We start from the raw sequence: 25406 nt of genomic DNA on the forward strand, positions 1-25406 counted from the left end.
CGTCCTCAACATCACCTCAACGCCCTGTGCGCCGGGAATGTACCCGAATTTAATCAACGGGTAACGGCTGGGAACTCTGGTTATTCTCCAAGTCCGGGAGCACGATCCGGAAGGTGCTCCCTCTGCCCTCCTCACTCTCTAACTCGATGCGACCGCTATGTGCTTCAATAGCCCATCGAGCAATAGAGAGTCCGAGACCGGTTCCTCCCAGCTCCCGTGAGCGGGCTTTATCTATCCGGTAAAACCGATCAAAGATGCGCTCACGGTGTTCAGGGGCAATCCCGGGACCCCTATCGATCACCTCCAGAACAGAACCTTCCAGGCGCTTCTGAACTACAATTCGGATGCAGGTACCCTCCGGGCTATACTTGATAGCATTATCGACTAAGTTAATAATAGCCTGACGGAGTACCATGCGATCCCCCCATATATAAACGGGTCCTGTGGCTTCGATGGAGATAGATTGTTGCTTTTCCTCGGCAAGTACTCCCAACTGGTTTACTACCTCCCGGGCTAACTCTACCAGATCTACCCGCTCAGGAGTTAGTTTCACGTGTCCGGCATCGGCTCGGGAGAGCATCAAGAGGTTATCCACCAACCGGTTCAGGCGATCCACTTCCTCCAACATGCTCCCGATCACCTCACGATAGGCCTTCGCATCCCGGGGCTCACGCAAGCCTACTTCGCCAACACTCCGAATGGCCGTAAGGGGGGTTCGAAGCTCATGGGACGCATCCGCCGTGAAGCGACGCATCTGCTCGAAAGATCGCTCCAAACGGGCAAAGGTCTCATTAAAGACCCTGGCCAGATGTCCCAGCTCGTCCTCAGGATTTTCAACCGGGAGTCGCTCTCTGAGCCTTTCTGCTGTGATCTTTCTTGCTTGCTCGGTCATTCGACTCACCGGCTCCAAGGCATGGCGTGCCAGGGTGTAGCCCCCTAATCCCGCGGTTCCGATTGCTAAGGGAAGACCCAAAACCAGTACCAATAGGAATTTCTTCAGCTCCTGGCGAAGCGGTTCTTCAGACCTTGCTACCCGAATTACCACAGGAAGCCCGTTGAGGAGGTAGGAACCGCTTAAAAACCGAACATGGAGATTCTGGGGTAATTTAATGGATCTGACTACAAAGTGACCTTGCAGCTCGAAAGCGGATATAGGTCCTGGTTCTTCTTCCCTGGAGGAAGGACTACGGTAAAGAAGCTTACCTTCCGGGCTCCAAACTTCAAACCATTGATTATTATCAGGATATTCGTTTTCTTCATGGTGGGAATCGGTATGCCAACGTACTCCTCCTTCTCCCGTCCGTTCCAGCATCTGCTCGGCAACTTCAAAGTCTTCGCGAAGCTGACGATCCAGTTCAGCAAAGAGATTGTATCGCAGAAATAGAAATACCCCTCCTGCATAAAAGACAAGTAGGACGGTGAGCGCCAGCGTATACCACAGTGTAAGCCGCCCTCGAATACTGTGAAGATACCAGTACCTCTTCATGGTTCGCCCTCCCGCAGGATAAAGCCAACCCCTCGCACGGTGTGGATGAGTTTGGTTGCAAAGTCCTGATCCACTTTCTTCCTCAAGCGCGCAATATGAACATCGATGACATTATCCAGGGGCGTGGCTCGGGATGGCTCCTTCCACACATCTCGGGTGAGCATTTCCCGAGACACCAGTTGGTTCTGGTGGCGGAGCAGGTACTCGAGGAGTTCAAATTCCCGCGCAGTCAAATTCAAGACCTGACGACCACGAGTGACTTTTCGCGTTACCAGGTCCATCTCTAAGTCCCCTGCCTTAAGGCGAAGCACCTGGTCTGGCCGACCTCTACGTAAAAGCGCCCGAATGCGGGCAAGGAGCTCGGGAAATGCAAAGGGCTTTATCAGGTAGTCATCAGCCCCGCTGTCAAGACCGAGTACCCGATCTTCGATAGCATCCTTTGCGGTTAGAATCAGAACCGGCGTCTGAAGCCCTCGTCTTCTCAATGTAGTAAGCACTTCGATCCCGTCTCGGCCTGGAAGCATCAGATCCAGCACTACCAGATCAAAAACCTCTGCATGGACATAAAAAAACCCCTCTTCCCCAGTTTTTGCGATGACGACTTCGTAGTGCTCGGCCTCAAGTCCTTCTTTCAAGGCTCGGGCTACTTTAGTTTCGTCCTCGACAACAAGGATACGCATAGATTTTACTCTTCCGTAGGAGCAATCTGTTTGTAGCAACGATCCTACCTGATACTAAGCCCGGTAGGGGTGACCTGTGAAATTCTGGCATCGTTTTTATCCACAGGTCGCTCCTATGGGCCTAAAAGACCTCGGGGGTAACCCTATGGCTACAAACAGGTCGCCCCGCTGGGGCTTTTTGGGTAATTTAGCTTTGTCGAGGTAATTACCTTAAGAATTTAAGAATAAGGTAAGGTAGGCTGTCAGGTTTTCCTACTGAAGTTTTTCTGACATTCGTGTAAGGATTTAAGGGAGAACTTAGAGCGGTATGAAAATACTTCACCCTCCGTTCAACTATAACAGGTCAAGGAAATCCTATAAGAAATAAAATGAGGTAATATCCGAAGCTGAGTGTGGATAATAGAAAAGGGTAGGAATTTTCCTACTATCGGAATTTGTTTGCTTCGGCCTAACGTAGATACTCATGTTCAGCTACCACAGCCACAACTCTTGTACTTTCGCTCCAATTCATACACTTTCCCTCTCTTCATTTGATCTGATCTTAAACAGAACCCGCCGGGCGGCCTCGGCGACATTTTTAGCTGTTAATCCTAGCCGTTCATAAATTATGGGATAAGGTGCCGAAGCCCCAAAGCGATCCAACCCTATGACCTCTCCTTTTAATCCCACATATCGGCTCCATGCCAGGGTAGCCCCTGCTTCCACGGCTACCCGAGCCTGAATCTGGGGAGGTAATACGGTCTGTTGATATTCTACCGGTTGGGCTTCAAACAACTCCCAACTCGGCATGGATACTACCCGAGCCTGTATTCCTTGTTCGGCCAGTAACTCCCTGGCTTCCAGTGCTAAATGCACTTCAGACCCTGTTCCTATTAAGATGACATCTATATTTTCTGCATCGGCCAGAATATATCCCCCCTTTTTGGCTTCCGAGGCCGGGGCATACCGACTTCGATCCAATACCGGGATACCCTGTCGAGTTAAAATCAGAGCGGTCGGCCCCTGTTGACGGGTGAGGGCTACTCGCCAGGCTTCCACCGTTTCGGTCGCATCTGCCGGTCGAAATACCACCAGGTTTGGAATTGCCCGCAAACTCGTCAAATGTTCAATAGGCTGGTGGGTCGGTCCATCTTCTCCCAATCCCACACTGTCATGGGTAAAAACAAATATCACCGGTAATTTTGTCATGGCTGCCAACCGAATCGCCGGTCGCATATAATCCGAGAAGATCAGAAAAGTTCCGCCATAGGGTCGAATCCCTCCGTGTAAAGCCAGTCCATTGAGAATTCCTCCCATTCCATGCTCTCTTACTCCAAAGTGAATATACCGCCCTGAGAAATCGTCTCGGGTTAAAAACTTCTCTCCTTTGGGTAAGGTGTTATTGGAAGGGGTTAAATCTGCCGAACCCCCCAACAAGTTTGGAATTCTGGGCGCAATGGCATTAAGGACAGCCCCCGAAGCGGCCCGGGTCGCAAGGGGTTTATCCAGGGGAAAAGTCGGCAGGTCCCGGTCCCAATCGGCAGGTAGTTCCCTACTCATGAAACTTTGAAAAGCCGCCGCCAAATCCGGATAAGTCTCTGCATACCGAGTAAACAGAGCTTTCCACTGGGCTTGTTTGGCTGCCCCGGCAGCACCTGTTTCCCGCATGAATTCGTAAACTTCTGGAGGGACATAGAATGGAGGGTCCAGGGGCCAGCCCAAACGTTGCTTGGCCAAACGGACTTCCTCTGCACCCAACGGTTCTCCATGGGCTTTATTGGTATCCTGTTTGTGGGGACTTCCAAAGCCGATGTGGGTCTTACAGGCAATTAAGGATGGACGTTTCTTCTCGGCTTGAGCTGCATACAGGGCCATCTCCACCGCAGCCGGATCATGTCCGTCCACCTGTTGCGTATGCCAGCCATAAGCGGCAAATCGGGCCAGCACATCTTCACTAAAAGCCAGCCAGGTGGGTCCATCGATACTGATACCGTTATCGTCGTATAGTACGATCAACTTCCCTAAACCCAGGTGCCCGGCTAAAGATCCGGCCTCATGGGAAATCCCTTCCATCATATCCCCGTCACTGGCAATGACATAGGTATAGTGATCCACAATATTAAAACCGGGCCGATTGAACCGGTTGGCAAGCCAACGTTCTGCGATGGCCATTCCCACGGCATTGGTAATCCCCTGTCCAAGGGGACCGGTTGTGGCTTCAACCCCGGGCGTGAGGCCATGTTCGGGATGACCCGGAGTCTGACTCCCCCATTGACGAAAGGCCTGGAGCTGCTGGAGGGGAAGATCATAACCGGTGAGATGAAGGAGACTGTAAAGGAGCATGGAACCATGGCCTGCAGAAAGAACAAAACGGTCACGATTGGGCCAGGAAGGATCTTTGGGATTATGGGAGAGGAACTGGGTCCAAAGGACAACAGCGGCATCAGCCATACCCATAGGCATACCGGGATGTCCAGAATTTGCCTTTTGAACACTATCCATAGCCAATACCCGAATAGCATTGGCGGTTAATCGACGTAGCCGTGACAGGTCTGTAGTCTGGATAGATGTTGAGGTTGAAGCAGGGTTCGTCATGATCCTTAAACGATCAGAGATGAAGGAAAGAGGAATCGTTCATCGTCCATCGCTTATTTATCCTTATTGCTTTCAATTTATTCAATTCATATTTTACCGAGTACTTAAATGATACTCAAAAACCGGGTGATATGCAAGATCCTGACCCCATTAATTTTCATTTGACATCTCGAACTCCCAAATCTACAATTAAAACAGGTCACCAGGGGTTATAAGTAAACAACCCCAAGTAACAACCCCATGGATAGAGGAGGAACTTGCATGATTCAAACGATTAAAAGCTTTAAGTTTATACGCCGGTTTTTACTCGTCGTCCTGGCAATAGGGATAATGAGTTCCTGGGTCCTTACCCAAGAGGCCCAAAAGAAAACGGCCCTGATCATTGTGGATATGCAGAATGACTTTGCAAAGGAAGGCGGGGCTTTATATGTACCCTCTACAGAGCAAATCAAACCCAAACTGAAACAATTAATTGCTAAGGCCCGTGAGAAGGGGATTCCCATTATTTACACCCAAGACTGGCATCGCCCGGACGATGTAGAGTTTAAGATCTGGCCACCCCATACCATTCAAGGAACCCCGGGAGCAGAAGTTATCGCAGACCTTGCACCTACCGATAAGGATTATACGGTTAAGAAACGGACCTATAATGCCTTCTTTGAAACGGATCTGGACATGCTCCTGCGCCAGTTGGGAGTTAAACGGATTGTGATAACCGGAACCGTATCGAATATTTGTGTTTTGAACACAGCCGGGGATGCAGCTTTGCGAGGCTACGAGGTCGTCCTGCCCCACGATGCCATTGCTCCCCTTACCGATTTTGATCAGCAAGCAACCCTCCGGGAAGTCTCCTTTCTCTATAAGGGTAAAATTACCACGGCAGACCATGCTTTTGATCCAGATCCCCAGGAGATCAAAGTCGAATTCAATGCCAAACCTCCTGAGTTAAAAGTGGCCTCCAATGTAGAACTCCCAAAAGACAAAACAGCCGTCATCGTGGTAGACATGCAGAACGATTTCGCCCGGGAAGGAGGGGCCCTCTACGTACCTGCAACCAAAGAAACCATTGAACCTATAAAGAATCTCTTGAAGAAAGCAAGATCGTCAGGTACCCTGGTTGTTTTTACCCAGGACTGGCACCGAAAGGATGATCCTGAATTCAAAATCTGGCCTCCTCATACCATCCAGGGAACCGAAGGCGCTCAAGTGATCGCAGATTTTGAGCCCTCCGATAAAGACTATTTTGTTAAAAAACGAACCTACGATGCCTTCTACGGTACCGATATGGATCTGCTCCTCCGACAAAACGGGATTCAAAATGTCGTAATTACCGGTACAGTTTCTAACATCTGTGTCTTGCATACTGCCGGAAAGGCTAGACTACACGGCTATAACCTCGTTGTAGTCCGAGACGGAATCTCGGCCTTGACCCCCTTCGATATGGATCTGTCCCTACGGCAGATGTCCTTTCTGTATAACGGGACCATAGTTGATTCGGGAAATATTCAGTTCCAGTAATCTTAGAGGGAGGCGTGTGGGAGTATGGGAGTATGGGAGGGAGTATGGGAGTATGGGAGGGAGTATGGGGGTATGGGAGGGAGTATGGGGGTGTGGGAGTAAGTATGGGAGTATGGAAGTATGAATACTTTACTTTTCAAACCCCCACACCTCCACACTCCCACACCCCCATACTCCCACACCCCCACACCTCCACACCCTCACACTACCCTCCCATTCTTTCTTTTTCTACTGCTCAGCCTTGCTCTTCCCGTAATCGCCCACACTTACAGTACCAGTTATTCCTATCTGACCATTGAACAGGATAAGGTGTTCTACCGATTAAAAGTCCCTGCAACGCAGTTTTTGACGGCAATTCAGGTGGAACCCGACAAACTTAATGAAAACCTGGATAAGGCCGCTGCCTACCTGAGAGAGAAGATTAAAATCCTGAATCGCAGATCGGCTTGTAATTTGACCCTTCAGCACCTCCATCCACTGGAAGAGGATCCTATTTTTATCCAGATCGATATGGTCTTTACCTGCAAAAAACCCATCGATAACTTCACCATGTCCTGTAAAATTCTGGAAGATGTCCCCGAACTCTATCATCAGAATCTGGCCAAAATGACTTTCAGGGGGGAGACCCGCCAATTCCTTTTTACACCGGACAAATATTACAACTGGGAAGAAGGAGGGATGTTGGGGGAGATCCCTCAAGAAAATCGGTTTACTCGTATTAAAGAGAAGATCGGGTCAGGAATCCAAAGCATATTAACCGGAGGGAATATCCTTTTATTTCTTCTGATCTTGTTTCTGCCGGTTGGAGTCTTAAAAGAGGCTTTTAAAACCCTCCTCGCTTTTACCCTGTCCTACACGCTGGCCTTCTTTCTGGAAAATCTTCTGTTTTTACATCTAACTCCCAAATTTATAAACTCTCTCCTCTACTTCGGGGTGGCCTATATGGCCCTTGAAAATTTATCTATAAAGCCTGCTCTCCATCGATGGATTCCGGCGGGGATCTTTGGTTCTGTATATGGATTTTATTCTGCCCAAGCTTTCGCAGCTTTGGATCGGTCTTCATCGGATCGGTTTGTTTCTTTGTTTGCTTTTTATATCGGAACCGAAACAGGACAGATTATCATTCTCCTCTTTTTAGTTCCTGCTGTTTCTTACTTGAACCGGTGGAAGATGGGATATAAGACTATCCGGGTTCTTTCCATGGGAATTCTTGGAATCGCGTTACTTCAGTTTTTTAGAGGGATTTTGTTATAGAGTAGAAGACCTTTCCGGCTTTGTCGATGGGGGATTTTCACTTTTAGCTTCTCCTCACGGACTTTACATTAAATTTACCGGGTCCACATCAACGGTTATACGTACATCTTTAATCGATTCCACCTTACGAAAGGTTTCGATCCCTTCACCCACAAAAGTCCGTAAGGTTCCCGAGCTGGGACTTTTTAGCAAAATCTGATATCGATATCTTCCCTTTAATTTAGCCAGAGCTGCCGCCGTAGGACCCAGGAGGATGACCTCTTCGGGCTTTTGAATTCGGAGGTGTCCGGCCAGTTTTTTAGCCAGGATTTCGGTAAAATCTTTATCTGTCCCCTGGAGGATGATATTGACGACCCGGGAGAAGGGGGGATATCTCAATTGTTGACGGAAGTGGATCTCTTTTTCATAAAACTTGAGATAGTCATGGGTTTGTGCGGTGAGAATGGCGTAATGAGAAGGGGTAAAGGTTTGAATTAGAACCTCTCCGGGAAGGGATCCACGTCCTGCACGACCGGCCACCTGGGTTAATAATTGAAAAGTTCGCTCACTGGCCCGAAAATCAGGGAGATGCAGCATCGTTTCAGCCGAAATAATGCCGACCAGTGTCACATAAGGGAAGTCATGGCCTTTGGCAATCATTTGGGTTCCGATGAGGATATCGATCTCCCGATTCTCAAACCGGGTTAAAACATCGCGATGGGATTCCTTTTGGGTCATGGTATCTCGATCCATGCGAGCCACCCGCGCCTGGGGAAAGAGGAGTCGAACCTCCTTTTCCACCTTCTGGGTTCCTACCCCATAGTAGCCTACTTCTGAGCCGGAACATGCCGGACATACTCTGGGAGCTACCTTGGAGAAATTGCAGTAGTGGCAGAGTAACCGCTCGATGGGAATGTGGTAAGTTAACGTAACACTACAACGGGGGCAATAATAGACAAATCCACATTCTCGACACAGGAAGAAGGTAGCAAATCCCCGTCGGTTCAAGAAGAGCAGAGTTTGTTCCTTTCGTTTTAAACGGGATTCAATCGCCTGCTCCAGCTCAAAGGAAAAGATCCGGCTAGATTCCTGAGGGGTTTTTCTCATATCCAGAATATAAACCCGTGGAAGTTCTCGCCGATCGATCCGTTCGGTCAGGCTGATGATTTTGTATTTACCTTGTTGGGCATTATAGAAACTTTCCAGGGAAGGAGTGGCACTTCCCAGGATGGCGGGAGCATTTTCGATCTTGGCCCGCATGATAGCCACATCTCGTCCATTATAACGCGGAACAGAGTCCTGTTTGTAAGAAGGATCATGCTCCTCGTCCACAATCACCAACCCGAGTTTGGGGACCGGCGCAAAAATGGCCGATCGAGCTCCCAGGACAATATCGATCTCCCCTTTTCGGATTCTTTGCCATTGATCAACCCGCTCTCCTGCAGAGAGGCGACTATGTAGAATCGCGATACGATCCCCAAAACGGGATAAAAAACGATTGACTAAAAGCGGAGTCAAAGAGATTTCTGGAACCAGAAAGATAGCCTGCTTCCTGGAGAACCCCTCCTGAGAATCTTGTTTTTCTTTTTGGGCTCCGGAACTCAGGGACAGATTTTTAGTGAGCAGATACTCGATAGCCTGCAAATAAACTTCCGTTTTGCCACTGCCGGTAACCCCATGCAATAAAATAGTCGAAAACTTTCCGGAATCAATTTCCGATTTGATCCTCTCTAGAGCTTTAACCTGGGGTTCTACCAGGGAAAGGGGTTGTGTTTTCTGATAGGAAATATGTTCAAAGGGATTCCGGTAGACCTCCTTAGAATAGGCAGCAACCCAACCGGTTTTCTCTAAAGACCTCACGACCTGGTAGGGCTCGAATCCCAGTTTATCTCCTAACTCGGTTAAAGCAATATCCTGGGGGTATATTTTCATTAAAAAGGTCAGTACTGCGGCTTGATGAGGAGCCCGGGTCTTTAAAGCATTCACGGATTCTGCTATCTGGGATGGCTCTTGAAGAAGTCGTACATATTTGGCAACTTTAGGTTTAATTTTGGTTTGGATAACACGCTCTATCTCAATAAGCCCGCGCTTTTCCAGGGCATGGAGAGTAGAGTAGAGGCCTTTTTTGCCCAGTTTTTTCTTTAGCCTGGGTAAAGGAACCTCTTCTTCCCTTTGAAGGAATTCCAGGAGTTTACGTTGTGCAGGGGTTATCCCTTCCTGAGTTAAAGATGGGGACTGATGGGGTGGTTCTCCTGAAAGGTTAAGTCTGACCATGGAGACCTCTAAGCTTTCCAATCCGGCAGGGAGGGTTGCCTTAATAGCCTCTCCCCAGGAGCAGAGATAATAATCGGCCATCCATTCTGTTAATTTCAAAAGATTCCCATTCAAAATGGGTTCCGTATCCAAAACATCGGTAATTTCCTTCAAACCGGCCAGATCTATGAGATTAGGATCTAAAGAAGGAATCAGATTGACCAGGTATCCGGTAATCTGTCGATTTCCAAAAGGGACCAGAACCCTTTTACCGATGGCAATTTCTTCCTGAAGACTCTCCGGAATTTTATAGGTAAAGGTTTGATAAACCGGTAAGGGAATAGCTATTTGGGCATAAGGTATCATGTGTAAAGGGTAAATAAAAGGCGAATAGAGGTCAAGAAAATTTTTTGAGAAAGTATTCTATCTTAGGAATTGTGGTAGAGAATAATAGACGAGTTCAGGGAAAAAATCAATAAAAATCTTCCAATGTTTTTTCGCTTAATATTCTCCTTTTCCCTTGACAAGTTTTCCGATTCCCTGTAAGCTTTTGAATAAGAAGGCTTAGAAATTCTTTACAAGGTAAAGTTCTTTGAACCCTATCAGATTCTACTTGACGGGTTAGGGGAGTTGTTTGTATGCTGGGAAAGCTTATTCTATGTCAACTACCCTATAACATGGAGGGCATTTATGATGGAGCAACGTGAAAGACGACCTGAAAAAAGTTTAAATAAGGTCTTAATTATTGGTCGACTGGGACGGGACCCGGAGTTGCGATATACCCCGAACGGTACGGCTGTTGCAACCCTGGCCGTGGCGACCAACGAGTCCTGGCAGGACAAAGAGACCAGTCAATGGCAGGAGCGTACCGAGTGGCATCGGGTTATAGCCTGGGATCGGCACGCCGAAATTGCCGGGGAGTATTTATCCAAAGGAAGTCGGGTTTATATCGAGGGTCGTTTACAAACCCGGGAATGGGAGGACAAAGATGGTATTAAGCGGTGGACCACGGAAATCATCGTCCGGGACATGATCATGCTGGGGGGTCGAGGGGATAGCTACTCACCTCGGGTTGAAGAACCTCCGCATCCTGCAGATGTATACAATACGGGGATATCATCGGGATCTGAAGTACCTCCGGTGGGAGGGACCGAAGAAGATATTCCCTTCTGACCGAAAGTCAGAATCCAGAAGTCAGAATGAACAGGGAAGCTACCCGGCCTTGACTGGGCTATCCCCATTGGGAGGAGTTCCTGACCCTATTCTGACTTCTTTATTCTTTCTTGAAAGAGAGTGTGGCACCGAGTCAAACGATCCTCTTACCCGAAGCCGAGTTACATTATTACGAAGCTCTCTTTTCAAAGGAAGAGAGTGATCGACTCTTTGACTCCTTGCTGAAGCACATAGACTGGCAACAAGGAGAAGGAACTTTCTTCGGGAAGAAGGCTCTGATTCCACGATTACAGGCCTGGTACGGAGAAACCGGCGAGAGTAAAATCTACAAGTATTCGGGTATGACGTTGATTCCCCTGGATTGGACTCCTGACCTTCTTTTCATCAAAAGCCGTATCGATGAACTTGCCGGAGTTCATTTTACCAATGTCCTGGTGAACCTTTATAGGGACGGAAGAGACGGAGTAGGCTGGCACAGCGACGACGAATCCATCTTGGGGAAGAACCCCATCATCGGCTCTGTAAGTTTTGGAGCAACCAGAGTTTTTCAGCTCCGGCATAAAACCCGAGGGATAAAGTTTGAATTGGAATTAAAACACGGAAGTTTCTTACTCATGCAGGGTCCAACCCAACATTATTGGCAGCATCGGATTCCTAAAAAAGCAGGGATCACCAGACCTCGGATTAATTTGACTTTCAGAGTTTTACACGAGGTGGAGGGAGGGTAAAAGAATTTCCAACATACCGGAAAACTGCCGTTCTGCCCTACTGGGGTGATGATTCTTGAATTAAGCTGTTATCGGCTCCCAGACCCGGATAGGTAGCTGCAGGTTCTTTTTTTAGAAAGTTAGAAGCAACGGGTACAGGTAGGGCCGGGATAGCCTCTCCGGCATGGTTCAATAGTTGACGATCCAACAGACCCCGTGCACGGAAATGTTCAGATTCCAGAGCTTTTGGAAGGGTTGTTACGATATTACAGCATACATCCTGACCGGAGAATATCTGTTCCCACTCCTGGGCGGTACGGGATTGGATGATTTGGGCGACCTCGGTGAGGGTTCTTTCTGGGGATTTCGAATCATCTCGAAATTCCTCGGCGAGTCCTATCAGTTCACAAAAGTTATTCCAGAACTTATTTTCCAGGGGGGCTGCAGCCAGGAATTGACCATCTTTGGTTGGATAGATCTGATATCTCGGGGAACCCCCGGTGAACAACCCCTTCCCGGGTTGAGGCCACTGATGGGCAGCAAAGCCACTCCCTATAGCCCAGAACATGAAGGTAAAGAGGTTATCGGACATGGCCATATCCAGGTAACATCCTTCTCCGGTGCGATTCCGTCGGAGGAGGGCCAACAGGATGTTAATCACCACGGGATAAGAACCGCCGCCAATATCTGCGATCAAGGTGGGGGGCATCACAGGAACTCCGTTAGGGGTAGCTCCCAGACTTAAAAGACCTGTTTCTGCCAGGTAATTGAGATCATGTCCCGCTGTAGAGGCCCGAGGACCTTTCTGTCCGTATCCGGTCAGAGAGCAATAAATAATCTTGGGATTGATCTTTTTTACCGCTTCATATCCCAATCCAAGCCGATCCATCACGCCGGGTCGAAATTGTTCCAAAAGGATATCGGCGGTTTGGATGAGAGGTTTGAGGGAGTCCAGGGCTCCCGGATCCTTTAAATCCAGGGAGATACTTCGCTTCCCCCGGTTCAGGAGGGCAAAATGGACGCTATCCTTCCCGAACCTGGGTAGATAAGAACGCAATTCATCCCCCTGGGGGGGACGTTCCACTTTGATCACTTCCGCCCCTGCTTCGGCGAGAATTAAAGAAGCTAAAGGTCCTGGTAGCAAGGTACTAAAATCGAGAACCCGGATCCCCGACAGGGGTGGTAAGGATGGATTCATCTCTTTTACCTTTCCTCTTCCTTTCCTATTCTTCTAAATGAGGTTGATGAGGGTCTGCCAGGATTGAGAGAACCTTTCCATGGAGTAGACCATTGGAGCTGACCAGACTTCCACCGTAGATAGACCGCTGACCCGCTAAGGTTGTTGCCTGACCCCCTGCCTCTTCTACGATCACCTGCAGGGGAGCAATATCCCAGGGCTTTACAGCCGGATCGATGGCCACTTCACCGGCACCTTCTGCCACAAGCATATGCTGATAAAAGTCTCCAAATCCCCGGGTCCTCTGCACCTGGCGCATCAAAGTGAAAATACTCCTTGGAGGTAAAGATTCTCCCGAGCCGCCCAGGGTTCCGTGAAAGAGGTGAGCTTTCTGAAGATCCTGGATTTGGGAAACGTAAAGTCGGCGTTTTCCACAATAAGCCCCGTAACCTCGTGCGGCCCTCCATCGTGCCTGTAAAGCCGGTGCAGTCACCAAACCGGCAATAACTTCACCGTCTTCTTCGATAGCAAGTAGGGTCGCAAATATGGGAATACCCCGAACGAAATTCCGGGTACCATCAATGGGGTCAATGATCAGGCGTAGGTTTCCCGATCCGGCCTGTTCTCCGTATTCTTCGCCCCAGATGCCCAGATCCGGATGATGTTTTCGCAAGAGGTTCTGGGCTATTTCCTCAATCGTACGATCTGCTTCGGTTACGGGACTCAGATCAACTTTTTCCTCAACACGGAGATTCTGCGCTCGAAAGAGACGAAGGGCAATCTCGTCCGCACGATCTGCAATCTCCTCAAGAAAGGATAACCAGGAGATGGGATCCATCTTTTTCATACTTTATATTTTAAACTCCTTTTTGATTTCGATAAACAGGTTATTCAGTAATTTCTCAGGTTCCTAATCAGAATTTTTTCAAGCGGAGCATCTCCTTCCATCTTCTCCCTAAGCTACCTACCCTTCTTTTACCTTCTCAATGGTTGCCTCCCAGGCGAAGCCGGCTAACAAAGCTGCCGGCCAGCTATCCAGTTTATCATTTAGAAAGGCCATAATGAGAGGGGCCGTAACGAAGGCAAAGATAAGGGTTACGATATAGGGCTTGCTGGCATCCCAGGCACGGGATAAGAATCCCGGTACTCCGGCCACCCCGGCTCTAGGTCTAGGTAGGGCCTGCCGCAATATGGGATAGATGACACTGATCACGATACCTGCAACAACGGCCAAATAGGTTGACCAAAATGACATGGGCAAGACCTCCTCACATGAGCTTTGGTAAGCAAAATGAATTCGGCTTCCTGATGCCCGAGTTAAGCAAGCACGAACTTAAATTGGAGCGCCCAAGGGCATCAAGCAAGTTAATAAGAAAAGTACTACTCCCTGCACCCCCCTCCGGGGAGTTGTCGGGTCCTTACTGTTTCACACATTTTCCTTAAAAACCTTCCAAAACCGATACCCTTTTAAATCTTCTGTTGTCGGGTCCTTACTGTTTCACACATTTTCCTTAACTTAAGGTTCTCCTTTTATCCGCTCCATCACCTTACTGGTGATATGATGCTCTCTTTCCTTAACCACCGCCAAGACGACCAATTTAAAGAAAGGTATGGTGGTACTGATTGCCGAAGCCAATTGGGCAGTTTCCAACAACCAACCGAACAAAAGCCCTGCAAGGCGCATAATCAGGAGAAGCACCCACAGAAAACACCCTCCAATAATAGGCGCCAATAGTACATATACAAGGGGTGATTTTATGTCGGCGCCTACCAACATAAGTACCCCTAAGGTAAGAGCAATGATCGCCATTGCTATACTGACCATACCCCCGGCAATGACAATCTCACCGGTATAGATCCCCGCATCCATGACCCTTGTTATATACCCCTCTTTTGCCCACGGTCGGGATAGTGGCTTAAATCCAGGCAATATGGGGGGTTTAAGTTTCGACGGTAGAAGCCGATCATATATCTCCTGAACGTCTCCACTGGGCGGCCCATTCCAGATGCATCTATAAAATAATCTTGACAATTTAAAGGGATCCACCTGTTCGACACCCCTGACAAAAGAGTCATTAAGATTTCGCAGCTTCTCCCGGAATTCAGGCGATAGAAGATCCACTATCTTTTCTGTGAAGGCAGAGAAAACAAAGATAATGAGTACGGAGATAAACCACTTTCGGGCCTTCTGCCAACTACGCCTGTCGGTTGATCCTTCTAACTGAGAGGATGGTTTCTCCTCCTGTCTGGTCGTATCGGCCATATCCTTTTCCTGTAACACAGATAGGTCTATAAGTTAGGAGCCTTACAATTCCTTACCTTCTCCTATCAGATTCGTTGTGAAAGCATTGTATAAAATGGTTACCCCGGCGAATAGAGTCGAACTGTCGGAATTATGGGTCCCATAAAAGCGAGAGGGCCTGACACCTTGCAGTAATCTGAAATCGACGAGGTTAACTACTTTCAACCTGACAAAGTTTTACGGTTGTTTTAGTAACGACCCTTTGCGGATGCCTTTATCTAACAACCCTTTATAAGAGTTGTCAAGAACAAAAGGTGGGTAGCTTCTTTCTGAGGTATCCAAAAATTGTATAATCGAGTTTGCAAATTCCCTGCGGGTACTGATTTTCGGTTAAGTATATACAATTTTTTATACAGACTCCGAGGTAAATCCGAAAAGCCGGCCGGGTTATTCTTTTTATCCCTGCAGGTCCTGTCCAGGGTCTGATAGGAGGTAGTGTACGAACCAGTCGGTTGCAAGCCGCGCGACTTCTTCCAGCGCACCGGGTTCTTCGAAAAGGTGCGTCGCTCCGGGGATGACCTCCAGTTTCTTTTCCGTGCGGAGCTGTGCCAGTGCCGCCCGGTTCAGATCGATCACCAGGGTATCTTCTCCACCCACGATGAGAAGCGTGGGGGCCTGGACCCGAGGCAGAAAGGACTCTGCCAGATCCGGGCGTCCACCCCGTGAGACAACTGCTCCTACAACCTTCGGACGTTCTGCCGCAGCAACCAGTGCAGCCGCCGCACCGGTACTGGCACCAAAGTAGCCAATTCTGAGGTTTTGGGTCTCTGGGTTCTGCCTGAGCCAGTCTGTGGCACCCACAAGCCGCTCAGCCAGCAGCTTGATATTAAACCGGAGATGTCGAAGCTGCATATCCACTACTTCCTCTTCTGAGGTGAGAAGGTCCATGAGTAAAGTCGCAAGCCCGGCCTCGCGAAGCACCCGTGCAACGTATCGGTTTCGAGGACTATGCCGACTACTCCCACTCCCATGCGCGAATACCACAATCCCTCGCGTACCTCCGAGCCCCTCTAGATTCCCTGAAAGGGTAACCGGGCCTACCGGAATCTGGACCAGGTTCTCTTCATCCTGTCTTCTCGATATTCCGTTCATGGGTATTTCCTCCTTTATTTCTTATTTGCTCATCCCTGAATAATTAAAATACTGCCTAAACCCCAGGAGTAACCTTTCTGGTTGCTCTGCTTAAGGGCTATCACAAAGATCACTCTTTAATTATACCACCTCTTCATAGTAAATGGGTATCAGCTCAGAAGGAATAACGAGGAAGGAAGTGACTGATTCCATAGAGGGGGTATGGATGAGGTGCCTGTAAAGACTTTCTTCAAAAGGATCTGCTATTTTGTAAAGTTAAAATTTTGTAAAGTTAAATTTGAATAAGCTATTCTGCCCTCACCCCAGGCCCCTCTCCCGAGGCTTCGGGATATGACCTCCTTTTCCCATATAACGGACAGGCTAAAAAGAGGTATATTTCTCCGCCGGCCGATGGTTAGACATTCTCTGGCATTGACGCTTCGGTCTTATATTTCCCCACGACGGGTGGTGCCACTCTCGATATACTGCTTATCATTGTTCTTCCCTCTTCGCGCCATTTCGTAGCACCTCCCGCGTGTCTAACGCTATGCCTCTGAGCGGCTGGTATACTTCTTCACGCACAAAGTCGCCTGCGCCACCCTGATCGGTCCCAGGGTCAGTCAGGTAGCCTGCCTTTGATAGCCCTCAAGCCGCCTTGCACTAATTACCCTTAGAGCAAGGGGAGGCTTTCCATAACATAATGGTTGGTGTTGGCCATGACCATTCGCTCACGCTAGGGTGATCGCAAAGCTCGGAAGTAGGTTGTGAACCCACTCTCACTGGATGAACTCCATAATGCACAACATGACGCCTATGACTCCGAGAATTACCCCCCAGAAGTGCATCGGAATGAAAAACAGCCGGTGTGTTGCCCGGTCGAGAACCCTCTCCTTTCCTGTCACCTTATCAATAACTGTCTGGGCTGTGCGCTTGCGCAATAGATTACCCACAACCCAAGACAAAGCTGCCGCGATCAATAGGGCAAACTCCAATGGTCCACTTATGAGCCAAATAATATCCTTTACCCCATAAAGCATCGAACACGTAATTGCAAAGTAATGCCGCTCCAAAAACAAAGACGACAACGAGAAAACCGAAACCACTCCACATGATCATTGTTTATCCCTTTCAGTTTGTTGTGATGGCGAACTCAAGCGGTATACATGAGACATCTAACGACCCGGCATCAGAGGTTGACCGCTTTAGAGTTACGATGGACCGCTTACGTGCATACCAAACAACCGGCGACAGCACATAACACAGCCTGCTCTTCACGTGGGTTGCACAATGGTAAGCTTACAGATCTTGAACAACTCTCAGTGGCGCTCCCATTGAACGCACATCTCTCCATAAATTGGAGTCCTTCCGGTGTCCCCGGTCTGCACGCAACCACCGGCATCAACTGTTGCTAAATCCCCTTGCTGGAATTAAATGTTCCGATACTCCGTCATTCATTGCCTAACATTCAGCTGATCAATGCGGCATATTATAGTGTCGGGATCAGTATTCGAACATGATATCTGCTCGGCAGCCTGCGTATGAGATATGAAACTAAATATGAAAGATGTGACTAAAAAGATTTTTAGTGCAGGGAATAGACCTGTTCGCTTAGATGTGTCAGTGGATTTCATAGTCATACCTCCTTTCGCAGCCCCACCGGAGCAGCGCATGATATGGTACATCTTTGCGCTATGATTGCGTAGCCCGGAAAACGGCGACCTGTTTCAGGAAACGGTCAAAGCTTTGTGGATCTGGGAAAGCGCGGCGGGGCAAAATGAAAGCCTGTAATGATGTTATATAGACGTATGCAGCATGCAGATCGTTCGCGACGTCTACGACCGCTTGCCAGGGCGTGATGGATGATTGTCCGGCCGCATTGCTGAACTGAAGTCCGGCGGAATCGATCAGGGCGTGCGTCGGACCCAAGATGTTCCTGAACGTACCATCCCGGACGCGCCGCAGTATGGATCGCCTCAGCGACCAGCATCCAAGTGGTACGGCTAATATGGCCATGACGAGCGAAAGCAAAAGTATGGGCAGCGCCAAGGTAAAGTTCAGCCATAGCTTCGGATTTACAAGAGTGCCAACAATCAGTACCCAGCTTGCTAATCCGAGCCGCAAGGACCAGCGCCGCTGACGGAAGTATGGGGAGTGCGCCCAGGTGTAAATCGAGAAACGGACGTAATCCTCTGTTGTTAGTGTGTAATTCAACTCCCAGGATTCCATCATGTTCACGGTCGGATTTAATTCTCAACGGGCAATCTTCGCTTGCAGACATGATTTCCGACCCACATGCCGGGGTAAATATCGTTTCCAAGCAAAATGGTGGGGTCTAGTGAATTGTCATCGATGCAATAGGTCTGATATCCGTACGGAACCGGGTAAACTTTGCCGGTTTCGGGATCGCGCACCAGTTCCTCGCCAGCCAATGCAGCTACCCAGTGGCGTGCATCGTGGACCATCGCCTCCTGCCGCCGCTCGAAGGCCTCTAACTGCATTTGCTGTACAGCCCGCCCGGCACTGTCAATGAGCTGTTGCTGTACCTTGGCGCCCTTCACGATTGTCTGGCCCATCTTGATCAAAATGTCGGCTTCCTGTGCGTAAATGCCGACAAGAGCTGTGGCGAAACGGCTGCCCCAACCCGGAGTGGGCCGCACAGAGTGAATTACGCCAGCGCAGAGATCGCGCCAGCTCTCAGCTTGACTGGCTGGCACCGAACAGCCGGCGATTAACGCGAGACTCGTCACCTTCCCTGGCCCTAGTATCGGATTCGGCAGATGGTACATGGTAATAGTGCCCCAGTAATCCAGCGGGCCCATTGGACTTGAGCTGAGGACTTGATAAAAAGCCTGGGACGCAGAGATTGGGATCAAGTCCGGGTGGCCAAAGGAAAGGCCCTGCCAGTGGGATTGCTGGAGCCGTTCGATCACAAGCTGTAAGCTTTCCCCGGGCGACCATGATCGGGAAGAATCCTGAAGCTGCATCTGGACGGACGGAATCACGCATTGCATGAGGATATTGCCGAACGGATTAAACCCTTGCGAGCAACTGGCAATTCTGGCCTGATAACGGAGGTCAGAAACACTGACGATCAACACAATAATCGACGGCTGAGTCTTTCCAGAGGGCGCCATTATGAAGACGTCGCCTTGGGAGGAAGAGTTAATCGACCAGTCAACCGGCAGATAGACCGTGAATTCACCATTGGCAGATCGCGTCGGCGTCAAGGGAACTGCCGGTGTGGCTTTTTCAGACGGCGTGGACTTAACCGGTACCTCTGCAGCTTCTATCCTGCCAATCGTAAAGCTGCGCTGCATTTGATCGAACGCGCTTCTGACCAAAGCAAGTTCCGCTTTGGGCGCGGACTGAATCAAGACAAATGTGTGATCGCCGCTGGCTACACCGGACAACGTAAGATAGGCTTCCATGCCCTTCGGATTGATTCCCGAATAGGCGACCGATACGCCGTTTAAGCCGGCCAGAACTGCGCCTGAGCGGCCTGTTTCGGTCAACTCGCGCCATTGCCGTCCTATTTGTCCAGCTAAAGAGACGATCAGGCTGGCTGGATCAGAGGATCCGTGGGAGATGAGTATGGTGAGATACGAACTACCGTGAACGAATGATACAGAGTCGGCATTCAGCGGTGTAACGGTCCATCCCGGTGGCACTTCGACACGAAACCGGTTCTGTGGATCAGAATAAATCTGCGCAGCTGAGGCGAAGCTGAACACCAGCAGCATGCCCAGCATCAAAGCGATTGCAAAGCAGCGCTCCCATTTCATCTTTTCATCTTATGAGCCGATTATGAGCCAATTTTCCCGCATCCCATCCCCTCATCAAAGACAGCGCCAACACCATCGTCATAGCCCGTCGGGAAATCGTTTTCATCTCCATTCTCCTCGATTAAAGTTCGCTCTTTCTTTCCTTCGTCCCTTACCGCCCAATTCAGCCCAAAAGGGGTCAAACCCCGACTTGTGAGGCTCTCTTTCTAACAACCAGCGGGGTAGTATAAATGCACCCGTTGTGGCAACCATAGCAAATAATCTCATCCACACGAAGTACCTCAGGGACCTTATCTCCGCCCCCAGTGCGATATGCAGAACAAATGCGGCTTGGCTCATTACGGTGTCCCTTACGAGCTAATATCAAATAGACCCCAAACCCGGCGTAATATCCAGATCCTTCCTCAACTTTACCCTACTTTAGGAGTATTTCTCCAGTTAATCCAAACCCTACACAGCCCAAGGGTCCTTTTTTGTTTTCACTATCCTTTATCTTGGGTCTACCTTTCCGGTTTGCTCATACCCTCTAAGTCGTGGTTTTTCTTTAACTTCTCTAACCAACTGGACAATTCCGCTCCTATCTGTGGGGATATTGGAACCGGAAAATACCCCAACAGATATTACCTCTATATAATGAAGTACGATGAACTATTTTATAAGTTTCGCTAAACCATCAAAGGTCATAGTAGGATATCATGACAGAAATGACTCTATTTTATGAAACAAATATTGTCAAGAAAAAACCTCTTTTTTGTATCTGTATCCCTTTAGTAGGTGGAAAAAGAAACACCCCCATCCTCCCTCCAGGGGGACTGACATAGGGTTGCTGCTGCTGAATCCCCCCTGGAGGGAGGATGGGAGAGTGTTCAGACAGAAAAAGTGACACCTATTAAATTGTTGTAGAACCGTCTACTTTATGTTAAAGAACAAAAAGGCTTTCGACATATATAAATTTTTAAACACCTTCCAGCCCAGGCTGGAAGGGATGGGCCCACCGCCTGGTACGGGTGGATGATCATCCACCCCTACAGTCAGGCCGCATAGGGCCAGTCTCAATCAGCATGCAAAAAACTTTCAATCCCCTGCGTATTTAACGCCAAAGCGTGCCTGGACATCTACCTGGACCTTCTGCGCTTTGATTAGACATCCTTTTTCCCTTAGGTACTTCCAGGTGCTTTACAAAGTTTCCCTCTGTTCCATCGAACAGAAAAGGGTCTTGCGGTAGTACGCCGATCTGGTGCCGCAGATACCGTATATCCAGTTCGTCGTGCGGGTGCTTATCGGCGAAAAGGGAGCTCTGCTGCGGCCGATACAACCCAAGCAGCAGATTGACGAAGGTTGTCTTACCAGAGCCATTTGGCCCCACGAGCGCGGTGAATGTATGGGGTGCAAGAGTCAGGTTGACACCACGCAAGACAGGAGCATGATCGGCGTGGCCAAATGTCACATCGTGCAGGGTAATGGCGCCACGCATACAATGGCGACGTGTGCCGGAGTATGGCTCGGGCGGAGTGTGAGTGATTAGTTGTTGCAATGACCCGAGCGCCTGATAGCCGTCTACGAACGCGGGCACGGCACCGAGAGCATCTTGTGAGTAACGCCGCAACGCGAGCAGAATCACGTTGAAGGCAAGTAGGTTGCCCAGCGAAATGTGTCCGGCGGCAACCTGACTGCCGCCGATAATGAGGAGAACGCCGACCACACCCAGCAGCATGGCATTCTGGACGGCTTGATACCATGCTTGCTGGCGAGACAATGCTTCGGTCCCACGCTTGAGCGCTTCGATCTGGATAGTTTGATGTGGGGTCTCTTGCTCTTCGGCGGTTTGTACGCGTGTCAGCGTGATCAATTGCAAGACGGCGAGTGTGCCACGGCTGTAAGCCTTGAGGGCTTTCACGCGTCGGTCAATTTGCCGCCAAAGCGCCTGCAGTGAATAGCGGTTGATTACTATTAGTAGCGGCACAGCGAGCGAGAGGACCAACATCAGCGTTGGATTCAGCCAGACCAACGCCGCGCCGATGCCAATACCGATTTTGGAACAAAAGTATCGCCCACCTGCAGAAAGCGGAAGATGTCCAGGAGAACCTTCAATGGCTTCATGTCCCAATCGTCGTAGAGATAGATGCGAATCTGCTCGCGTGGGAAGCGTTCCAAGTAGGGTTGAAGGAGACAGTAATAAAAGCCATTCGCTCTATATCGCCAGCCACAAGACCAATTCATTTGCTGGCATTCTTCTTCGGCATCGAGCGCCTGGGCGAAAAAAAGATGCTCGCGCCCTAACTGGACCATCATCAGATACGACGAATACGCTCGATCAACAGGGTGTCTCAGCACGGCAATCAACCGGGCGTGAGGAACGTACAGTCGGATACGCTCCACATATGCCTCACCCACCGTAAGATATACCGGAGAGGCTTTCACCGATGGCGATGTGATGATCACGGGCTCCGCGGAACAATTCGGCATGATCTTCGAGCTTGAAGATTGTACTACTATTGAAGAATCGTTCGTCGCCAGGTCCGCAGAAATTTAGCCTCTCTCCGTTGAAGGCGAAGAAACGTGGTTCCTTGACCGGACTCATGTAAATTTGCGGGTGCTGTTTAAGCGCACGATCCAGGGCTGTAGTGCCACTCTTGGTTGCGCCAATGATCAGGAAATTGGGCATGGGCATACCAACAACCTCTTGGCCTTTGACTCGGTCACACGTGTCTATTTTCACTGAGGAGGCAGCGATAGGCTTCGTAGCAAGCCCGCACCGTGTCATAAGCGGCTTTCCAAGTTCCCCCTTTGTGATCATCTATCACCCTCCCATCCGCCTGGCAGGCGGTGAACCACTCACCCCACTCAGGGTCAAAAAAGTGCCCGAAGGTGAAATCGGCCAGTTGCTTGAAGTAGTCAATGTAGCGGCGCTGCCCACTCAGTGCATACATGAGCACCAGCGCTTGCATCCCTTCGCCTTGCGTCCACCAGGGTTTCTCAGTGCTGGCAAGAATCCCGTTCCGATACACATATTGATAAAAGCCCCCATGCTGTGCGTCCCAGCCGTGGCGCAAAGTAAAATCCAGGATACGCTCTGCCGTGGTGTAATATTCTGGAACCCCAGTAACCTGATGCATTCTGAGCAACAGCCAAGCCGCCTTCGAATTGTGCCCGATTAAGGCTTGGCCACGGACGGACATTGGGTCGTAGACCCAGTTCGTATGGAATCGTTCAAGGACACAGCCATATTTACGATCCACCATTTGCAAGACAATTACATCGGCAATCTGCCGGGCTCGCTCCAGGTAGGCAGCTTCCTTGGTTGCCTCGTGCAAAGCCATGATGGCGGTCAGCATAACCAACTGAATGTAGCTCATCTTGGCATCCGATTTCACCTTCCAATCCGACTGGCAGCTTTCGTAATAACCCAGATGATTTTTGTCCCAAACCCGCTGCTCTAACAGACGATAGGTTCGTACCGCATAGTCAAGTGCCGTCTGGTCTTGTGTGACACGGTGGTACTCTACCAAACCCAATAGCACGTACGCCTGTTGGAATGAGTTCTTATCAGGCTCTCTAACACGTCCATTCCGATAGACGCTTTTGTACCACCCCCCGCGTTGTTTGTCCCACATGTTTTCGATGAGAAACCTGACTCCTTCCCTCGCCAGTTCGAGATAGGTGGGAGAACGGAACAATTCGTAGCCTATAGAGAAAGCGCAGACCATACGCCCCTGCATGGCGGTCGCTTTCAGATCATCCTTGTAGACCTGCCCCTGGCGATCGAGGTGCGTGATAAAACCGCCGTAGCGCCGGTCAGGAGAATGTCGTTCCCAGAACGGCAATAGAGCCGACCGAATATGCTCTAGGAAAAAGTCGCCGGTATACTCAGCAGCACTTTTCAGCAGACACAACGGCTTCTGATGGCTTGGAGCAAGCGGCATGCGTGCCTTGAGCCTCGTTCGCGCCCCCTGCAGCCTGGCATAGACCTCCCAGAAGGCAAAGGCGAACATATCATGCACGCCTCCATTACCCCGGGGAGACACGAGCCTCTTCACAGGCTTCTTCAACGGTGCTAAGATCAGATGACGAATCGTCTTCATGGGAAACCTCCAAAAATGTTATTGGCTTAATGTCAAGTTCATCTGGCCCGGCGCCGGTCCAGTGCGGCTTTGAGAATTTGGGTGAACTCGCCCATGACCATCTCGCGGCAGCGAATTGTCAAGTTATTGGTGTGAACTCTTCTACGCATCACCACGTTGGGCAGTATAACGATTTCGAGGGCTGCTTCTTGGGCCCGAGCATACCAATCAACAAACTGACCAACATGCCAATGCGTCGCAAACAGCCCAACACGCATAAATGCCGCCCGGCGAATCAGCATCGCGCTGATGTGCAAGCCGTTCAATGTCATTCCTACAAATCGGGCAGACTGGGCAGCAACACCGGCATCGGTACTGCTGAATTGCTCGAACTGTCCAAACACCGCGTCCAGTTCTGGCCGAGCCGCGAGGGTTGTCATTTGTCGCGTGAGTTTCTCTGGCATCCACACATCGTCCGCATCGAGAAACGCAAGAAACTCGCCGCGCGCCTGCTCGACGCCGTGATTGCGCGCCGCACCCGGTCCCTGGTGCAGCTGAAAGCAATAGCGCACTGGGAATTGCTGTGCCACACGCGCGCTCTCATCCGTCGAGCCATCGTCCACGACGATAATCTCGATGGGACGATAGGTCTGCGCCAGCACGCTCTTTATCGCTTCAGACAGGTAACGCTCACCGTTATAGACCGGGATAATGACGCTGACCAGTGATGCAGTCATCTCCTAATGAGTGTTGGTAACTGGAAGAGTGCTCATCTTTATAATCCTTAAGCAGAAGACCGGCTTGCCTTATCAGTAATTTTTCGAACAGCCACCATGTAGCCTTTGTAATATCTCGATGTGAGAATGGAACTCGTTCAAGAACTGGTCGATTGCGATTGTCGGACGCTCCAAAAAGAGGCTTTTCAGGTTCCCACATATAATGATCAAAGATTAAGATGCTGTCTGGTTGAAGCAAAGCCCAGACTAACCGGGCGTCAGTCCCTACATCGGCGACACAATGACTCCCATCTATATAGATGATATCGTAACTGTTCTCACGCAGCAGTGGTAGGACGCCTTGTGACCTACCTATTATCTTGATGACTTGAGACGTCCGCCCCGAGACCTGGATATTGTGATCGAACCGACTTTCGGCTCTTCGAGACCGAAAGATATCTACACAGATGATCAAGCAGGTAGGATGGGTAAGAGTGTTCTCCAGGAACCAAAGTGCCGAACGCCCTTCGTAACTACCAATTTCAAGGAGACGCACGTAGGCTTTTCCTTTGAGATCACCCAGACATTTCCTCCAGACCGGTATTGCCTGTGCGGTATAGTCAGCCGTAAAAGGATGCACTAGGATGTGCCTCTTGAGCCTTTGCAGCAATCG

General features: G+C 49.7%; 22 protein-coding genes. 6 read left to right on the forward strand and 16 right to left on the reverse strand.

Annotated features, from left to right (window positions below; translation table 11 throughout):
- Positions 1 to 49: 49 nt before the first annotated feature.
- From VNM22_11375 to tkt, 3 genes are all read right to left on the reverse strand, one after another.
- Positions 50 to 1486 (reverse strand): heavy metal sensor histidine kinase, encoded by a 1437-nt coding sequence (locus VNM22_11375; GenBank protein HWP47753.1) that lies wholly within the window; start codon positions 1484 to 1486, stop codon positions 50 to 52.
- Positions 1483 to 2166 carry a response regulator transcription factor gene (locus tag VNM22_11380; protein ID HWP47754.1) on the reverse strand — a complete coding sequence of 228 codons (684 nt, stop codon included), beginning with the start codon at positions 2164 to 2166 and terminating at the stop codon, positions 1483 to 1485. Before VNM22_11380 ends, VNM22_11375 begins: the two co-directional genes overlap by 4 nt.
- Before the next feature lie 507 nt (positions 2167 to 2673).
- Positions 2674 to 4740, reverse strand: coding sequence for a transketolase (gene tkt, locus VNM22_11385; protein HWP47755.1), 2067 nt, complete (start codon positions 4738 to 4740; stop codon positions 2674 to 2676).
- 261 nt (positions 4741 to 5001) lie between these two features.
- Between tkt and VNM22_11390 the strand changes: the two genes are divergently transcribed.
- Positions 5002 to 6258, forward strand: a complete 1257-nt coding sequence (locus VNM22_11390) for an isochorismatase family cysteine hydrolase (GenBank protein ID HWP47756.1) — start codon at positions 5002 to 5004, stop codon at positions 6256 to 6258.
- Positions 6259 to 6378: 120 nt separating this feature from the next.
- Complete coding sequence (locus VNM22_11395; protein ID HWP47757.1) at positions 6379 to 7512, forward strand: HupE/UreJ family protein; 1134 nt, start codon at positions 6379 to 6381, stop codon at positions 7510 to 7512.
- 63 nt (positions 7513 to 7575) lie between these two features.
- Here VNM22_11395 and priA read toward each other — a convergent pair whose 3' ends face one another.
- Positions 7576 to 10110 carry a primosomal protein N' gene (gene priA, locus VNM22_11400; protein ID HWP47758.1) on the reverse strand — a complete coding sequence of 845 codons (2535 nt, stop codon included), beginning with the start codon at positions 10108 to 10110 and terminating at the stop codon, positions 7576 to 7578.
- 324 nt (positions 10111 to 10434) lie between these two features.
- Here priA and VNM22_11405 point away from each other — a divergent pair, with 324 nt between their 5' ends.
- Together VNM22_11405 and VNM22_11410 are read left to right on the forward strand one after the other, a co-directional pair.
- Complete coding sequence (locus tag VNM22_11405) at positions 10435 to 10917, forward strand: single-stranded DNA-binding protein (protein HWP47759.1); 483 nt, start codon at positions 10435 to 10437, stop codon at positions 10915 to 10917.
- Positions 10918 to 11039: 122 nt separating this feature from the next.
- Positions 11040 to 11645: an alpha-ketoglutarate-dependent dioxygenase AlkB gene (locus VNM22_11410; GenBank protein ID HWP47760.1), complete on the forward strand. Its 606-nt coding sequence runs from the start codon at positions 11040 to 11042 to the stop codon at positions 11643 to 11645.
- Positions 11646 to 11682: 37 nt separating this feature from the next.
- On the opposite strand, the gene VNM22_11415 is transcribed toward VNM22_11410, so the two are convergent.
- The 5 genes from VNM22_11415 to VNM22_11435 all read right to left on the reverse strand — a co-directional run bounded on the left by VNM22_11415 (position 11683) and on the right by VNM22_11435 (position 16195).
- On the reverse strand, positions 11683 to 12822 hold the full coding sequence (locus VNM22_11415) for a CoA transferase (GenBank protein HWP47761.1): 1140 nt from the start codon (positions 12820 to 12822) through the stop codon (positions 11683 to 11685).
- Between the two features lie 25 nt (positions 12823 to 12847).
- Positions 12848 to 13648 (reverse strand): inositol monophosphatase family protein, encoded by an 801-nt coding sequence (locus tag VNM22_11420; protein HWP47762.1) that lies wholly within the window; start codon positions 13646 to 13648, stop codon positions 12848 to 12850.
- 117 nt (positions 13649 to 13765) lie between these two features.
- Complete coding sequence (locus VNM22_11425) at positions 13766 to 14056, reverse strand: hypothetical protein (protein ID HWP47763.1); 291 nt, start codon at positions 14054 to 14056, stop codon at positions 13766 to 13768.
- 261 nt (positions 14057 to 14317) lie between these two features.
- Positions 14318 to 15064, reverse strand: a complete 747-nt coding sequence (locus tag VNM22_11430) for a hypothetical protein (protein ID HWP47764.1) — start codon at positions 15062 to 15064, stop codon at positions 14318 to 14320.
- Between the two features lie 435 nt (positions 15065 to 15499).
- Positions 15500 to 16195, reverse strand: a complete 696-nt coding sequence (locus VNM22_11435; protein HWP47765.1) for an alpha/beta family hydrolase — start codon at positions 16193 to 16195, stop codon at positions 15500 to 15502.
- 743 nt (positions 16196 to 16938) lie between these two features.
- Between VNM22_11435 and VNM22_11440 the strand changes: the two genes are divergently transcribed.
- On the forward strand, positions 16939 to 17115 hold the full coding sequence (locus VNM22_11440; protein HWP47766.1) for a hypothetical protein: 177 nt from the start codon (positions 16939 to 16941) through the stop codon (positions 17113 to 17115).
- A gap of 1 nt (position 17116) precedes the next feature.
- Here the strand turns inward: VNM22_11440 and VNM22_11445 are convergent, their stop codons facing one another.
- Positions 17117 to 17290, reverse strand: coding sequence for a hypothetical protein (locus VNM22_11445; protein HWP47767.1), 174 nt, complete (start codon positions 17288 to 17290; stop codon positions 17117 to 17119).
- Between the two features lie 47 nt (positions 17291 to 17337).
- Between VNM22_11445 and VNM22_11450 the strand changes: the two genes are divergently transcribed.
- A complete protein-coding gene (locus VNM22_11450; GenBank protein HWP47768.1) occupies positions 17338 to 17586 on the forward strand; it encodes a hypothetical protein in 249 nt (82 codons plus the stop codon).
- 831 nt (positions 17587 to 18417) lie between these two features.
- Here VNM22_11450 and VNM22_11455 read toward each other — a convergent pair.
- From VNM22_11455 to VNM22_11480, 6 genes are all read right to left on the reverse strand, one after another.
- A complete protein-coding gene (locus VNM22_11455; GenBank protein HWP47769.1) occupies positions 18418 to 19956 on the reverse strand; it encodes a hypothetical protein in 1539 nt (512 codons plus the stop codon).
- 1090 nt (positions 19957 to 21046) lie between these two features.
- Positions 21047 to 22063, reverse strand: a complete 1017-nt coding sequence (locus VNM22_11460) for an ABC transporter ATP-binding protein (GenBank protein ID HWP47770.1) — start codon at positions 22061 to 22063, stop codon at positions 21047 to 21049.
- A gap of 279 nt (positions 22064 to 22342) precedes the next feature.
- Positions 22343 to 22627: a hypothetical protein gene (locus tag VNM22_11465; GenBank protein ID HWP47771.1), complete on the reverse strand. Its 285-nt coding sequence runs from the start codon at positions 22625 to 22627 to the stop codon at positions 22343 to 22345.
- A gap of 28 nt (positions 22628 to 22655) precedes the next feature.
- Complete coding sequence (locus VNM22_11470; protein HWP47772.1) at positions 22656 to 24038, reverse strand: AGE family epimerase/isomerase; 1383 nt, start codon at positions 24036 to 24038, stop codon at positions 22656 to 22658.
- A 38-nt stretch (positions 24039 to 24076) separates the two neighbouring features.
- Positions 24077 to 24754, reverse strand: coding sequence for a glycosyltransferase family A protein (locus VNM22_11475; GenBank protein ID HWP47773.1), 678 nt, complete (start codon positions 24752 to 24754; stop codon positions 24077 to 24079).
- Positions 24714 to 25373: a class I SAM-dependent methyltransferase gene (locus VNM22_11480; protein HWP47774.1), complete on the reverse strand. Its 660-nt coding sequence runs from the start codon at positions 25371 to 25373 to the stop codon at positions 24714 to 24716. The genes VNM22_11475 and VNM22_11480 overlap by 41 nt, the downstream gene beginning before the upstream one ends.
- Between the last annotated feature and the right edge of the window lie 33 nt (positions 25374 to 25406).

Source organism: Candidatus Limnocylindrales bacterium, from assembly GCA_035559535.1.
Lineage (GTDB): Bacteria > Moduliflexota > Moduliflexia > Moduliflexales > JAUQPW01 > JAUQPW01.

Excerpts from the sequence above, each read along its gene's own strand:
- VNM22_11465 (HWP47771.1), bottom strand. The coding sequence starts at position 22,627 with ATGCCCATGCCCAATTTCCTGATCATTGGCGCAACCAAGAGTGGCACT.
- VNM22_11375 (HWP47753.1), bottom strand. The coding sequence starts at position 1,486 with ATGAAGAGGTACTGGTATCTTCACAGTATTCGAGGGCGGCTTACACTG.
- VNM22_11435 (HWP47765.1), bottom strand. The coding sequence starts at position 16,195 with ATGAACGGAATATCGAGAAGACAGGATGAAGAGAACCTGGTCCAGATT.
- VNM22_11475 (HWP47773.1), bottom strand. The coding sequence starts at position 24,754 with ATGACTGCATCACTGGTCAGCGTCATTATCCCGGTCTATAACGGTGAG.
- priA (HWP47758.1), bottom strand. The coding sequence starts at position 10,110 with ATGATACCTTATGCCCAAATAGCTATTCCCTTACCGGTTTATCAAACC.
- VNM22_11430 (HWP47764.1), bottom strand. The coding sequence starts at position 15,064 with ATGGCCGATACGACCAGACAGGAGGAGAAACCATCCTCTCAGTTAGAA.
- tkt (HWP47755.1), bottom strand. The coding sequence starts at position 4,740 with ATGACGAACCCTGCTTCAACCTCAACATCTATCCAGACTACAGACCTG.
- VNM22_11405 (HWP47759.1), top strand. The coding sequence starts at position 10,435 with ATGATGGAGCAACGTGAAAGACGACCTGAAAAAAGTTTAAATAAGGTC.
- VNM22_11445 (HWP47767.1), bottom strand. The coding sequence starts at position 17,290 with ATGATCATGTGGAGTGGTTTCGGTTTTCTCGTTGTCGTCTTTGTTTTT.
- VNM22_11450 (HWP47768.1), top strand. The coding sequence starts at position 17,338 with ATGAGACATCTAACGACCCGGCATCAGAGGTTGACCGCTTTAGAGTTA.
- VNM22_11425 (HWP47763.1), bottom strand. The coding sequence starts at position 14,056 with ATGTCATTTTGGTCAACCTATTTGGCCGTTGTTGCAGGTATCGTGATC.
- VNM22_11455 (HWP47769.1), bottom strand. The coding sequence starts at position 19,956 with ATGAAATGGGAGCGCTGCTTTGCAATCGCTTTGATGCTGGGCATGCTG.
- VNM22_11380 (HWP47754.1), bottom strand. The coding sequence starts at position 2,166 with ATGCGTATCCTTGTTGTCGAGGACGAAACTAAAGTAGCCCGAGCCTTG.
- VNM22_11390 (HWP47756.1), top strand. The coding sequence starts at position 5,002 with ATGATTCAAACGATTAAAAGCTTTAAGTTTATACGCCGGTTTTTACTC.
- VNM22_11395 (HWP47757.1), top strand. The coding sequence starts at position 6,379 with ATGAATACTTTACTTTTCAAACCCCCACACCTCCACACTCCCACACCC.
- VNM22_11420 (HWP47762.1), bottom strand. The coding sequence starts at position 13,648 with ATGAAAAAGATGGATCCCATCTCCTGGTTATCCTTTCTTGAGGAGATT.
- VNM22_11470 (HWP47772.1), bottom strand. The coding sequence starts at position 24,038 with ATGAAGACGATTCGTCATCTGATCTTAGCACCGTTGAAGAAGCCTGTG.
- VNM22_11415 (HWP47761.1), bottom strand. The coding sequence starts at position 12,822 with ATGAATCCATCCTTACCACCCCTGTCGGGGATCCGGGTTCTCGATTTT.